Origin of the sequence: Roseburia zhanii (assembly GCF_014287635.1) — a bacterium.
Classification (GTDB): domain Bacteria; phylum Bacillota; class Clostridia; order Lachnospirales; family Lachnospiraceae; genus Roseburia_B; species Roseburia_B zhanii.
Map to the genome: position 1 here is coordinate 19,796 of NZ_JACOPH010000018.1, position 15,276 is coordinate 35,071.

Here is a 15,276-nt window from a genome sequence, read left to right on the forward strand (position 1 = left end):
ATTACCTCCTTTATTTTACAACTACCTTAACGGTAGCTTTTTTACCATTATATGTCTTAAGTGTAATCTTGGTCTTTCCTTTCTTCTTACCAGTGATCTTACCGTTTTCATCTACAGCTGCGATCTTCTTATTGGCAGATTTAAAGGTGATCTTTCCACTTGCAGAGCCTTTTGTAAGTGAATAAGCAATCTTCTTGCTCTTGCCTTTCTTTACCTCATACTTTGCACGTTTTGCCTTAATGGATTTTGGTGCTTTCTTTACGGTTACTTTTAAGACAGCCTTTGCTCCGCTTGTTGTGGTGACTGTGATCTTTGCACTGCCTTTCTTCTTACCGGTGATCTTTAATTTGCCGCCTGCTGCTTTCTTGACTGTAGCGATCTTCTTATTCGAAGAACTTACTTTGACTTTTGAAAGTTTATCAGTACTTCCTTTCGATAATACCGGTTTGATCACATATTTTTCTTTTAATCCGATATTTACGGAAGATTTTGCAAACTTCACACTGTTTACGGTAATCTGACAGGTTGCTTTGATATGGTTTGCAGTTTCTGCTGTGATCACTGCTGTACCGCCTTTTAATCCTGTTACTTTACCATCTGTAACAGTTGCTACGGAAGGATCACTGCTGCTCCATGTCACCGTCTTATCAGTTGCATCATCCGGTGAAACTTTTGCTGCAAGCAGTATACTGTTTCTAACTGCGATCGATGCTTTTGTCTGATTTAAGATAATACCTGTTGCTTCTTTTGCTTTTACCTCCGGTGTCACTGGCACCTCTTTTGCTCCACCGACATTGACAATGATCGTCTTTGTCTTGATTGCTTCTTCCGGAATCGTTGTAAAGTTATCCTCTACTAATGTTCCGTCTTCCTGACTGTATGTTACATGATTGTTTTCAGGAAGGATATATGCGGTAATGGTTGCTTTTCCTTTCTTTAAGCCTTCAATATAGCCGCTGTCGTAAATGGAAACAACATCTTCATTGTCTGTCTGATACAGTACACGAAGTCCATTTGCATTATCTTTGTTTGTTTCATCATCCATTCCTTCATAACGGCTGCCGCCATAAGGAACAGATTTGATCGCTGTCTGTAACTGTCTTACTTCTCCGGTTCCAATCTTGAATCCCTGATCTGTGATCTGGTTATCTGCATCATCTAAGATCTGGATATTCTTGATAGATTCCATACGAAGCCGCTGCTCTTTTGTAGCTGTCAGCTCGATTTCTGTTGATGCACCATTTCCCATACCTGTTTCTGCGGTAAAGGTCGTAATCGCTTCATAGCTTTCAGAATCCACATCAATATACGTTGAGAACATATCTTCATAATCTGCAAATGTGATCTCACGCTCATAATATACGGTATCACCCGGTTTTAAGGACTCCGTCTGGATAGAAAGAAGCTGTTTGCCCTTCTTGCCGCTCTTTGCGATATTGATTGTCTGTACACCGGAATTTCTTGCTCCGTTGTTCTGAACACCAACATTAAATACGATTGTATTTCTGTCTGTTAAATCTGCGGTAAACTCTGTTACATCTACCACTAATGGGATTTCCTGCTCAAAGGAATCCTCAATCAGTACATTCTTATCTGCATCCATCACCGTATATGTAAATGCACACTTCGTTGCATCTTCTGCCGGTGTGATCGGGAAATTGATATGTACTGACCTTCCACCAAAGATCTTTGTTTCAGATTCTCCGGTTGTGATTGGTGCACTATACAGTTCCTTACCATCTGCATCTACTGCTGTAAATGTAAGACCATCGAGTGTTTCTAATCCGTCATTATACAGATCGATATTTACTGAAGATGCCACACCTGCCATCAGTTCTTCCACTGATACATCTTCAACTGCAAGTGAGCCTTTCGGTGAAAAGTCAAGTGCTAAAAATGTCTTGTTGTCTTCATCTGCAACCGGATAAGAAATCTCAACACCATCATCTGATTTTGTTGTTTCTACCTTACTCGGTGCTTTTGTTGCTAATGCTTTGATCGTTCCATCTTCATTCACTGCAAATGCAATATTATCGAAGTTTGCACCTGTTTCTTCCGTGATCTGTACCGGATCTGTTACTACATTGTTTGCATTGTCAAACCGGACTGTATAAAGCTGTGCTTCGGCAATACGGTTCTTTGCATCCTGTGCTTCTTCACTGTTTGGATCAATGCCTTCTTTTACAACTGTCTTGTTCTGTGTCCAGATCGCATAGATATAATTATCTGCTGCAACAAAATCAAATGCTGCGATCGATCCGTCATCTGTCTGTTCTGTCTGCTCCTCGGTATCATCTTCTGAACTCTGCACATAAGAAGCATCTTTTCCTGCGATTGTCATAACAGGTTCGTATACACCGGCATCTGCTGCATCTGTATCAGATGGTGCGGAGCGGTTGATATAATACAATTCTTTACCATTTACCTCTGTTTTGATCAGTCTGCTGCGGACTAACTGTGAAATATTGATCGCTTTTAACGTGCCATCTGAAATATAGGCAAGTATTGTTGCATTACATCCATGTGCTAACCGGATATTAGATTCGGAAGCTGTATCATTTGTGATCATGATCGGATAAGTAAAGCTGTTTTCCGCATAGTTATAAATCTGTAAGAAGATATCCCTGTCGTTGATCGTTTCTTTATTACCATCATAATCCATAACATAAGTAAATAAGGAAAGTCCGTTATAAGTGATCGCATCACTTTCAATGACGATCGGATCTACAATCGTTCCATCTTCTAATGTTTTCGGCTGGTATGCACTGATCACCGGATCTTCTGACCAGTAACCATCATCATCTAATTTTTCTGTAATGGATGCTAATGGTGCTAAATCTAAGAATCTCTGTCCATACCATGTTTTTTCATAGTCCTGTGTAACTCCTTCGGAAGCATCATATGTACTCTGCCATTTACCAGTCTTCATATCATAAATACGATATGCGATGACGCTGTATGGATTGACTGCATCTCCGATCACACCATCTTCCTCTGTAGAAGAACTGGCATACTCGCTCTTTGTATAGTAGATGAGCATCTTATTCGCAGCTTTATCATAAGAAATATGTGGATCTACATCTGCTGTATTATCAGCCATGATGTCACCATCCTCTGTTTCATAATGAAATGGTGCTGTTTCTGTGATCTTATCAATCTTTCCAAGCTGGTACGTTTCTTTATCGAAGAATACACCATGGATATTCATCGAATTTAACGCTTCTAATGTACCCGGTTTTTCTGTAAATGCCCTGTCTGCTGTAGACCATGCGATATAGATCTTATCACCAACATCAAACATTGCCGGTGCTTCATCTAATGTATTGTCATCTTCGATCAGTGCCGGTACTGACCATCTATCATTCTCCTCGCTATAGATCGTATAGAATAATGACTTGCCATTCCACTCATTACGGTCTACATCATCTGATATAAATACTGCTAAGTATTTACCTTTGGAAATTTCTAAAATCTGTGTATCCATATCCGGATAAGCACCGTTGAGCAATACCGTTTCTTTTACTCCGCTTGCATCCGCAATACTTCCTACCTGATCAATGCTATCGGCTGTCGTACTATTCCATTCTGTACGGTTAGCAAAATAACTTCTGTCATCGACTTCTAAAGTATCTAAACCTACATAACGGTAATCTTCTTCACCTAAGCTTGCTAAAGCTCCTGTAGAATCTACTGCATTGCCAAACAGTGAGAAGTTATGGCTTGCAATATTAAACCGTTTTGTAAAGAATAATACTTTTAACCTTACGTAAGCAGATAAGTTGACACTTCCTGTATTGCTGATACCGGAATCGGTATAGAAGTTCATGTCAAAGTCTGCACGTCCGCCGATCGACAGCTCTAAGAAGTCAAAGCCAACTCCCGCACTTAAATCGATATACGGTGCGATCGTAAAGATTCCATAAGCATCAAATGCCCTGTCCTTATTATTCATATTGAAGTTGAACAGATCGATCTTGCTTGTTGTGGTATCTTTTACATCTGAGAAATAATATTCCTTCTTCAGATAATTCTGCTCAATGATAAAGGTTGCGGAACCACTTGCACCTACAGATAATGCTGCAACAACCGGAATACCGATCGGTGTTACATAAGATGCTTTTACATTCACTCCGCCTTCTGCTTTTACACAGAGCATCATGTCTTTAAAATACCATTCACTAAGATGATCCGGATCTTCTGATTTACACATGGTGACACCAAGTGAGAAGGATACTGCTACAGAACCGCTTGCTCCCACTTTTGCAGAAGATTTATTTTTCTTATTTCCGCTGTCTATTGCATCCTCTGCAGCTTTCTTCTGGGCTTCTTTCTGCTGTTTGCTGACACCTGCATTTTTCGCTGCGTCTTTTACAGCTTCTTTCTTGGCTGCATCAGAGCCTGCTTTTTTATCACTTTCGTCATCCTTATCATCGGTTTCTGCTTCATATGCAAAATCAAAGCCAAGAGTCAGTGTCTTTGTGCTCCTGTCGTCAGATATGATGACATTATCAGATTCCTTATCGATATTACCGTCCCAGCCGAAGTTGAATGCAGAATCGATCGTTCCGATGATCTCTAATGCTTTTTCTGCACCACCAAAGTTAAAACTGGATAAGAAACTTACCATACCTAAGGACTGTGCAAAATTAAATCCAAGTTCATGTTCAAAGTAGCCGATATCATTCTGGTCATAGAACTGTACCGTCATACTTGCACCTGTCGGAATACTTAATGTCTTCGGGTTAAAGTCTAAGGTAAATGAACCATTATCAGTCGTTACCGTCTGGTCTGCTGCATTGATATAACTTCCATCTTTGCGGTAAAAACGGAATACAGCTTTCTTTGCTGATATTGCATCATTTGTGGAATAGGTATCAATGGCAATTCTGTACTTGATATCACCGCTTGCCATATCTGCTGCATTGATCTTCACTGCCGTATTCTGATCTTCTAAACGATAAGCTGCTGCATTTGATACACGGATCGTATCATATGCATCTAATGTATAGATCGCTGCTGCATTGACTGCCTGTGTTGCACTTAAACTTACATTATTATAGGAAATATTAACAGTTACATTTTCGCCTGATGTGAAATCTTTATCGCTGATAGAGAAGTAACCATCACCACCGTTTTCTTTCACACCACCATATTTTGCATTGCTGCTCGTACCAACCGTTTTACCTGCTACAGATACCTGTGCACCATTGACTGCTACAAGTGTTTCTTTTTCACTAAAGATCGGTTTTGTCTTTAATGTAACAACACCGTCTATAAATCCCGGATAGCGGTTCTCTGATACCGGATTAAATCCATAATAGATCAGGGAATTTGCAAGCTGTGGACGGAATGTATAAGCATTTCCATCGTTGGCTGTACGCACGATACTGTACTGGGATACTAATTTTTCTTCGGCGGTTGTGATCCTGCCGTCTTCATTATCATCCCCGGTAAAATTCTTCCAATATGCCCTGTAGCCATCTTCTGTAACCGCATTGAATGTATATTCCTGATTTAAAGTAACACCGGATACAACAAGTTCCTGATCCTTGCTGCCATTTAATACACTGGTTTTATCTACTACTTCATCTGCCCCCGGTGTATAAACAACTGCACCTTTATCCTTGTTATTATTTTTTGGATCGATCTTTACACGGATCTTTGGAGTTGTATAAGTCATATTTAAAAATACATATTCCTTATCCGGTGTAAATGTGATCTTATTTGAGATTGTCTTAAACCATTTTGCATTTGCTACAGCCACTTTCTGGTATCTGCTTGATGAGATACGCTGCGTTTCTGACTTAATAAATGATGCATTCTGGTTATAGAAATTCTCTCCTCTCTCTGATAAGAGATTTGCAGAAATACCTCTCTGATGCAGCCAGCCGTCCTGATGTGCTGCAAGAGAGAATCCCTCTACGGAATAACCCTTTACTGCAATACCATTTAATTCGATCGTATCTAACTGTGTACAGCGCAGTACAGAGTTGTTCTTAAATGAATTGTTATAATTTCCCTTCTTGCTGTCTGAATTCTGGAATGCAACATTTGTAGTAAACGGACGGTATACCGGACGTACTAAAAATACATTTCCGGAACCTAAATAGTTCTTATATTTTTGGATAAATGCCTTTGAGAATTTGAAATCGTCCGGTTTAATGACTTCACTCCATGTACTTGAGGAACCATTTTTCTGAAGCTGGTATCCGACAATATAAACGTTTCCGTCATTTCCTTCTTTGATTCTTACACCATTTCCATTGGCATTCGTATCATAAGTATGTTTGAAATTGATCGAATCTGAAGATTTATGTAATACAACAGAATCTCCAAAGTTATTTGCACCATTTTTGGTAACCTGGATCGTACCGATCGTAAATCTTGTACCATCTTTGTAACGGTGTCCGTCGCTGTCCTTTTTATTACCGGATTCTGTGTAGATCTTCTCTACATACTGGTTACTGTAATTGCCGCTGACATATGGTGTATTGGCAACTGTAAATGTATACCCCGGGTAATGGATCACAACTTTACTGATATCGATGGATGCCTGATTATTGTTATTCTTTGTCTTTACTTCTGCATCAATATAAGCATTGGTTGTCTGCATCGCATCGCTCAGATTGATCCTTGTATCTGTCCAGTCAAACGTATTGGTATATCTTGCTGCTCCCTGCTGTCCATTGACATAAAGATATGCATCTCTGTCCGAGTAAGTAATTGTTTCTTCCTTTTCATCACAGCCATCTTTGTATGTTCGCGTAGTTACATTGCTTCCCCAGTCAGCTTTCCATGTTACTGTAATATAATCTGCTGTGCTAAGATCGATATCAGAAAGCAATCTTTTTCTTCCTGAGTAACAGTCCATGCCACGGTTTACAGATACCCACCAGTCTTTGAATGTACGAGTATCATTGATCTCATTTGTTGCTGCATTTAATTCTTTGGAAACTTCGATCGTTTCTGTTTTGTTTTCCTGTGAAGGCAGGATATTTACAGTTGTGATCGCTGCACCTTCCTGTACAAGAGCAGTTTCCGGATCTAATGCCACCTGAAAAGAAAGTGTTTCTGCCACATCCCTGTGCTTTAATGGTATCTCTACGACCTGTTCTGTCATGCCCTGTGTGAAAAGCACTTCTGTATTCACAGCTTCGTAATCAACGCCCGGCTGTGCACTGACTGCACCTGTACCGACAACAACACTTGCGATCTTTTCTACACCGGATACTCTCTTTACGATCACTTTTGCAGTTTCTGCTACTGCATCTACTGTGATCTCACTATCTGCCATTGCAAAGATCGTCTTTTCATCTTCATCATTATCTTTGATATTTAAGTATGCAGTTGTAGATCCTGCTAATTCTCCATTTACTGCATTGCTCAGTAAGAACATTACCTGTTCATCAGTTTCAGAAACCGTATCATCAATGATGTCAATATATACGGTTTTCTTATATTCGCCCGGTGCAAAATCAAAGGTATAGGATGCACCCGGAATATTCTGTGCAAATTCTTCCATCGCAGCTTCATTTTCTGCAAACTGTTTCTCTGCCTGTGCTTTTGATTCTTCATCTAATTCCGTCCAGTTTACCGGATTAGAATCTTGCTGTAAATAGGTATCTTTTGCAGCCTGTAAACTGCTCTTTTTCTGTGAAGCATCTGTAAGCTGTACACGTTTTGCTTCTGTAGATTTCTCCGTTGATGCCTCTGTGGATTCTTCTGTGGATTCCTCCGTTGATGCCTCTGTGGATTCTTCTGTGGATTTCTCCGTTGATGTCTCTGTGGATTCTTCCGTTGATGCCTCTGTAGATTCCTCCGTTGATGCCTCTGTGGATCCTTCCGTTGATGCCTCGGTGGATTCTTCTGTTGATGCCTCGGTGGATTCCTCCGTTGATGCCTCTGTGGATTTCTCCGTTGATGCCTCGGTGGATTCCTCCGTTGATGCTTCGGTGGATTCCTCCGTATCAGCTTCTTCTGTCGATGCCTCTGTCGTTACGGCATTCTGTCCGTAATCCTCTGTTAAAGTTTCATTGTCTGCTGTCGACTCTAATACTCTCTTAGTAAACATCGACTCGTCGACTGAGAGGGTGTAGTCTTCCCCATAGGCTGCAGATATGCCAACGGCTTTAAAGTCAACGGATGCTTCTGCTCCGTTCCCTCCTCGTCTGACAATGGTCAGTTCCATTTGTGGATCTCCTTCTGTTCCCTCTAACTGGGACAGAAAAAATTCAAATGCTCCATCAGGATAAGTATCTGATTCTGCTTCTAATGCTTCTTTTAATGCTTTATCATCGATAGCGTCAGTTTTTTCTGATTCTGCCGGTTCTGCATAAGTAACCGTACCGGAAAATACCATGACCATACTAAGCATCAGTGCCAGAAAACGTTTCCCGATTGCTTTGAGATGTTTGTAATCCATAAATTCTCTCCTTTCTTCCTTGCTCTTTGAGCGTATTATTTTTATATTAACCACTTATGAAGTGTGATTAACCTTTTTTGTGATTCCAAGTATGATCAGCAGAAGTGCCGCATATTGTACAATCGTCAGTCCTGCGATCTGTATCGTCCCGGAATGATCCATCATAAATTCTGATAAGAAGATCACAAGTCCAAAGACGATCTCGAATAGTTTTGTCATGTCTTTTTTCTTTTTTATTCGTATCAGACCGATGATAAATAATACGATCATGCTGATACATTCAAATAAAACTGCCGGATAGACCGGATAACTATAGCCTGCTCCGCTTCCTGTCCCTGTGTAACGTAAGGCGAAGATGCCATCGTAATATTTTCCGACACAACAGCCGTTATAAAAACAGGCAATCCTGTTAAAGATATGCTGAAATATCAAAAACATACAATATCTGTCCATCACAGCATCCAAAAGTGTCCTATATTTTTGAAACAGTAACCGGAAACAGACCGGATAGAGTATGACGCATAACAGTATACGCCCTATAAAATGGCTGCCCGGATATGTGATAAATAATTCCAATAATCCACGAAAATCTTCTACATTTCCATGTGTCAGTCCACGTACCGCCCTTGCCGGAAATGCACCAAGGCATATCACAACAAACATACTAAGATAGATGAGCAGTGTGTCTTTTTTATCTTTGATGAGTGCATACATGCTGATGAGTAGTCCGATAGCACCCGTTACACTTCCGACATTGATCCAGAAGTCGTATGCGGATACCTCTCCCCATGGCATTTGCAGTAATTTGCACATATTGCATCCTCCACTTATGCTTTTATGATCTGACTTATCAGTTCTGCCGCCTGATCGCTGTTCTTCCTGAGGAAAAAATGTCCTCCATTCTCTATTTCATAAACTCTGATATGAGATGGTTCTTTGTTTAAAAATGCTGCCCAGTCCGTACGGCATTTCTTATGGCTGCCTGTGAACGGATCTTTTTTTGCAAAGAGCAGGGTGCATTGCCCCTGTACCTTAAGGGATTTCTTTCTCGAAAAATATTCCAAAAAACGTCTGACATCCACCCGGAACTGTTCTGCCATTTCTTCGCTAACGATCTCATTTTTTCCCTGCATTGCGGATAAGATCTTTCTTAACATATAATTATTGCAAAGATCCCAGCCGCTTCTGATGCAACGGTTCACTTGTATTCCATGTGCGATCTGTGATGCGGCAATACAGAGTTTTACTTTTCTGCCGCTCTTCTCTAACCTTGCTGCGATTTCTATTGCCAGCGCACTTCCCACACAATAACCAAAGAGAACATATTCTTCATATTCTTGTAAAGCTAACAGCTGTTTTACGGTTTCTCTTGCAACGGCTTCTATTTTCTTTTTCGGACAGCTGTTTAATGAAAGCGCATAACAGTCATAATCCAAAAATGCGTTCTGCCTGCAAAGCGGGGCATACAGCCAAGGCGTTCCGCCCGCATAGGGGATTCCTAAGAACAGCTTTTTTGTATCTGAACTGCCTTTGTGCAGACAACATAACAGTTCCTCTCTGCCTCTGTTTCCTGCTGCTAATTCCCGTATATTTCTGCAGCGGTAAAAATCTTCATAGGAAATAACAAATCCATGTTCCCGTAACCCGGTTACGATCTCAAAGATCAGAAGGGAATCTAAGCCTGCTTCAAAAAAGGACTGTGTGACCGATAAAGAAGCCATGCCTAATTTATCAGCAATGATCTCCCGTAAAAACTCTTCTCTTTCTGTCTGTGCCGAAACATCGATAGCTTTCGCCATTCTGTTCTGCTCTATGGCTTTTTCCCATAGGAGTGTTTCATCTAACTTGCCATTTTTGTTATATGGAAATGTGGAAAAGAAATAGATCTTTGCCGGAATCTGCTGCGGCGGCAGCCGTTTTTTTAACCACAGCCGTAAGTTGGGTATTTCCTTTTCGCTCAGACAACAGACTTCAATCCGGTTATTTCTGACCGTAGCTGCTGCCCGCTGTATCTTCTCATGCATCAGCAGTACATCTTCTAATGCAGATAAGTCGATACGCATTCCGCGTATTTTATGTTGTGTATCTTTTCTTCCACAGTAATAAATATTGCCATCGAAACCGAGCATACCGTAATCTCCGGTATCATATGCCCGTTCTCCCATAAAGCTGCCAAATGCTTCTGACTGCATCTGGTAATAGCCCTTTCCGACTAAATCTCCTGTAATACAGATCTCACCTTCCACACCGGCGGGAAGGAGTTTATGCTCTGCATTTACGATATATGCCCTGGTATTATAGACCGGCTTGCCGATTGGGATCTTTTTCTCATGTTTTTTGCAGACATGATGTAATACATCGATCGTACATTCTGTCGGTCCATACAGATTCACCACGGTACACTCCGGGAAGATCTCATATGCCTGATCTACTAACGGTGCAGATAATGCTTCTCCACTGCAGATCATTGTCCTTACATCCGGATAGATCTTATGATGATCTGCTGCTTCTTTTAAAAATACCTGTAACATCGTCGGTACAAAATGCAGCATATCGATCTTACCCTGTGTAATCACTGTTCCGATCTCATCCGGAAATCTCTCTGCCTGTGGCCGTAACATATAAGATGTTTTTCCTGCAAACAGTGGTAAAAAGATCTCCCAAATCGAAACATCAAAAGTATATGGTGTTTTCTGTAACACATTTTCCCCACAGCCATAGGTTTCTAACATCCACATCAGCCTGATCGCAAGTGATTTCTGTGAAATGATGGCTGCTTTTGGTATTCCGCTTGTACCGGAAGTATACATCAGATAAGCATCATCTTCTGACAGGACAGAGCGTTGTTCTGCCTGCATGAACCTCTTTGCTTCTAAGGCATCGATTGCTTCCATGTGTCTGATATCTGCTTCGGTGATGCAATAACTGCTGACTGCACTTAATGTATCTTTTCTTGTATCACTTTCTGCGGTATTTATCGTAAGAAATGATGCTCCTGCTTTCCAGATACCTAATAATACTGCCGATAACCATAAACTGCGGTCTAAACAGACACTGACGATCTCTCCTGCCTGCACTCCGCTGTTCCTTAAATAATATGCGCACTGATACATACGTGTTTCTAATTCTTCGTATGTGATCTTATCCTGTGCCATGCAGACTGCTGTTTTGTTCCGATTATCCTGCATCTGTTCTTCGATCACTTCTAATACAGATCTTTGGTATGTGATCCGCTTACTGTCTACTGCTTTATTGATAAAAGCTTCATCTTGATCTGTAACAGCCGAAAGTTCTGCGACTTCCTCTTTTCTGGTCAGCTGCTCCATCAGATCATACAGTCTGTGGTAAATGGCATCGATTTCTTCTCTCTGATAACATGAACATTGATATTGCAGGGTAAAATGCAGTTGTCCGTCTAATTCGTCCACAAAAATCCGGAGCGGTATCTCACTGCATCCGTTAAATAATTCTAATCCGACATTATGCATATCTGCCGGAAACAGTTTCTTCGGACGGTAAGAAATGGAAATATCATACATCTGCTCTGAAAATCCCATGGCATCTGCTAATTCTTCATAGTCACAGCCTGCGTATTTCTGCTGCTCAAACAGCATATTCTGTATTCTTTTTAAAAATTCTTTTACGGTTTCTGTTTCTCTGCGGCTGATAAATAACGGAAGTGTATTGGCATACAGACCATAGGATTCCATATCCTTCTTCGTCCTGTTTGCTAATACTCTTCCGATCGCAGCCGTTTTTTCTCTTTTCTGTATAAATATATATGAATATACAGCCCCATAAATCAATGTTTCATAAAAAAGCCCATTCTCTTTTACAAAACCGGTGATCTTCTGCATCCACGCTGCATCGGGCAGGTAGGAAACCCTAAGTGCCTCCGGTGACTGTCCCGCTTCTTTTAATTTCCACGAAACCTGATCAAATTCTGCGCATGATAAATACCACTTTTTTGCTCTTTCTCTTAACTTTTGCGGCATATAAAAAGCATCTTCTAACAGTTTTAAATAACGGTTATCTTCAATCCTTCCTGCCTTTGCACAGACTTCTGATAAAAAGTCCTCTCTGCTTTTCATTTCACTTTCAGCTAACAGAAGTTCCTGCATCTGTTCTTCTTCTTTTACCATCAGTACAAATGTCAGCCCATCACCGATTACGTGATGCAGTTTTGAAAAAGCATAACTGCGGTCTGCTCCTTCTATGTAACGCAGATCATACAGATCATGGTCATACATGGGAATGATCTCTTTCATCCACTGTTCTGCCATGGCTATGATCTCATCTTCCGTACACTCTTTCATATCATAGTAAGGAATCTTGATCTTCTCATACGGCTTAAGGTAAAACGTCCCGTCTTTTTGCAGCCGCAGGCGCATTACAGGATGCAGTTCTACCATCTTCTGAAAGATATCTGCTGCCATATCGTAAGAGATTTTTCTGCGATAGCAGTCAAGACCTCCGATATTTGCGATCGGTGTGTCCGCATAACGTTCTGTCATATAGATAATATTTCTCTGGTATGGCGAACTTCTGTATACCATGATGTCTTACCGCCTTTCCCCATCTCCCTTATTCTGCACATATCTTATCTTCTCCCACTATTATAACTTGTTTTTTTCTCTAAAGACTTACATTTCACACCAAAAAATATACACTTTACGAAAAAACGACAGAATGTTATAATTACAAAAAAAATTGTAAGTTTATGTAGGATCATTTTTAAAATAAAGGGAGCGGCTGCCATGCACTTAACGATAGCTATTTGTGATGACAACCCGGGGGATATATCAATTTTGAAAGATTTCATTGAAGATTACAAGACTATGCGACAGGTCTGTATGGATGTTGACACCTTTTCTTCGGGTGAAGAATTTCTTTCGGGTTTAAAACAGAAGAATTACGATATTATCTTTATGGATATTTATATGACAGGATTGAGCGGTATCGAAACGGTCCGGACGATCCGTAACAGCAGTCCGGCATCTTCCTCTGTCATTTTCACTTCTACCAGCAGGGAACATACGATTGAAGCATTCGGGGTAAATGCTACCCACTACCTGCTCAAGCCATTGACTTATGATGCAGTGGAAGAAGCTTTAGAACGCTGTATCTTAAAGTTTGACGGACATTTGTCAAAACAGATCACATTTAAATGCAGTCAGGGTGATATTACGATCCCTCTTGACAGTATTTTATATATTGAGGTATTCAATAAAGTCTGTACGATCCATACTGCAAAACGCAGTTTCCAGACCTATATGACTTTAAATTCCATTTTTGACCTTCTCGATGATTCGTTTATGAAAGCACAGCGCAGCTTTATCGTGAATATGCATACGATCGAATCATTCTATTTTGATCATATTGTGCTGGCAAATGGCAAAGAAATTGTCTTATCACGCAAAAACCGCTCCGGTCTTAAGAAACAATATCAGGATTTTCTGTTCCACGCAGCCAGAAAGGGGATGATATGATGCTGTTTTTACGCTTTTTTACCGGATTTTTAACACAGGTATTTCCGTTTGGATTTTTATGTATTTACCCTTTTAAAAACCACTTCCGCTTTACTCAGAAAAAAACCGTTTTATTTTCTCTGATATTGATCCTTTCACTTGCCGGCATCTTTGCTGCTGTAAGCTGTATATTTGCGTTTATTTCAGAAGATCCCGACTCCTATTTCGGATATGCAGTCATCAACAGCTTTTTCTTCGTATGCCTGCTTGTCTGTCTGATCTGGTATCTGTACGCCATCAGAACCATCTGGCAGAAAAAATGTTTTATCTTTTTCTTTGCACTGACAAGTGCCTTAACGATCACATCGATCTCAAATCTGATCCTTGCCGCAGTTCCAAGCAGACAAAAATACCATCTGCTGCCTTATGCAGCATGTACGATTCCGGTCCTGATGCTGACAACTGCTATCATTCTGCCTTTTTTATATCTGATTTTAAAGCATTACTTTATCCCGATGAAAGAGACTTTAAGTAAACGTGAATACAGTTATCTTTCTGTTTTTTCCATACTGATCTTCATCATGCTCGCAGGTGTGCTCTCCTACCTTGATTACGGCTACCTGTTACATACACCAATGGCACTCTTTTTATATATTTCACTGTTTATCACGATTTTTATTATTTATGCGATTTTCTTCCGTATGTATCTGTTATCCCATGAAAAATATATTGCACAGCAGAATTCTCTGCAGATGCAGTACCAGATCGAACTGCGTGACGAACAGTACCGCCATATCCAGGAAAATATTGAAAACAACCGCAGACTGCGTCATGACTTAAAGCATCACCTGCTCACACTGCAGGGATTTTTAGCCGATCATTCACCGGAAAAGGCAGCGGCTTATTTACAGGAATATGTTGCTACTTACTCTGATTATGAAGTGGAAAATTTCTGTGCAAATCCAATCGTCAATATGCTGCTTACACATTATTCTGCACTTGCAAAAGACCAGCAGATTACTTTTAGGATCCGCATCAATATTCCCGATCAGTTATCCATTCAGGAATCTGACTTATCTGTCCTGTTAGGAAACCTGTTAGAAAATGCGATGCTTGCTGCAGGCAATGCTGATAAACCGCATCGCTTTATCCATTTAAACATGACCTGTTCCGGCAATTCGCTTGTCATTACGGTAGATAATGGGTTTGATGGAAAATTACGGACGGAAAACAATAAATATCTCTCCACCAAACCGGAACATACCGGCATCGGCTTAAGCAGCCTTTCCCTGCTTGCAAAGAAATATCATGGCGGCGTATCTTTCTCAAATGAAGATATGGTCTTTCATTCTTCGATCATGCTCGAACTCGAAGAAACAAGATAAT

5 protein-coding genes are annotated in these 15,276 nt (G+C 40.5%); 2 read left to right on the plus strand and 3 right to left on the minus strand.

Features of this window, described 5'->3' with window-relative positions; genetic code table 11:
- Window positions 1-10: 10 nt before the first annotated feature.
- Genes H8S17_RS14295 through H8S17_RS14305 form a run of 3 tightly spaced genes read right to left on the minus strand, consistent with a single transcriptional unit; the run spans window position 11 to window position 12,978 of the window.
- The gene (locus tag H8S17_RS14295; RefSeq protein ID WP_186867731.1) at window positions 11-8,422 is read right to left on the minus strand and encodes an Ig-like domain-containing protein; all 8,412 of its coding nucleotides are present in this window, start codon (window positions 8,420-8,422) and stop codon (window positions 11-13) included.
- Between the two features lie 54 nt (window positions 8,423-8,476).
- Window positions 8,477-9,235: a prolipoprotein diacylglyceryl transferase family protein gene (locus H8S17_RS14300; protein ID WP_186867732.1), complete on the minus strand. Its 759-nt coding sequence runs from the start codon at window positions 9,233-9,235 to the stop codon at window positions 8,477-8,479.
- A 14-nt stretch (window positions 9,236-9,249) separates the two neighbouring features.
- Complete coding sequence (locus H8S17_RS14305) at window positions 9,250-12,978, minus strand: AMP-binding protein (RefSeq protein ID WP_186867733.1); 3,729 nt, start codon at window positions 12,976-12,978, stop codon at window positions 9,250-9,252.
- Between the two features lie 201 nt (window positions 12,979-13,179).
- On the opposite strand from H8S17_RS14305, the gene H8S17_RS14310 reads away from it, so the two are divergent.
- Together H8S17_RS14310 and H8S17_RS14315 are read left to right on the plus strand one after the other, a co-directional pair.
- On the plus strand, window positions 13,180-13,911 hold the full coding sequence (locus H8S17_RS14310; RefSeq protein WP_186867734.1) for a LytR/AlgR family response regulator transcription factor: 732 nt from the start codon (window positions 13,180-13,182) through the stop codon (window positions 13,909-13,911).
- Window positions 13,908-15,275 carry a sensor histidine kinase gene (locus H8S17_RS14315; RefSeq protein WP_186867735.1) on the plus strand — a complete coding sequence of 456 codons (1,368 nt, stop codon included), beginning with the start codon at window positions 13,908-13,910 and terminating at the stop codon, window positions 15,273-15,275. Before H8S17_RS14310 ends, H8S17_RS14315 begins: the two co-directional genes overlap by 4 nt.
- Window position 15,276: the final 1 nt, after the last annotated feature.

Bases quoted from the DNA above. Each gene is read 5' to 3' on its own strand.
- H8S17_RS14295 (WP_186867731.1), bottom strand. From the start codon at position 8,422: ATGGATTACAAACATCTCAAAGCAATCGGGAAACGTTTTCTGGCACTG.
- H8S17_RS14300 (WP_186867732.1), bottom strand. From the start codon at position 9,235: ATGTGCAAATTACTGCAAATGCCATGGGGAGAGGTATCCGCATACGAC.
- H8S17_RS14305 (WP_186867733.1), bottom strand. From the start codon at position 12,978: ATGGTATACAGAAGTTCGCCATACCAGAGAAATATTATCTATATGACA.
- H8S17_RS14310 (WP_186867734.1), top strand. From the start codon at position 13,180: ATGCACTTAACGATAGCTATTTGTGATGACAACCCGGGGGATATATCA.
- H8S17_RS14315 (WP_186867735.1), top strand. From the start codon at position 13,908: ATGATGCTGTTTTTACGCTTTTTTACCGGATTTTTAACACAGGTATTT.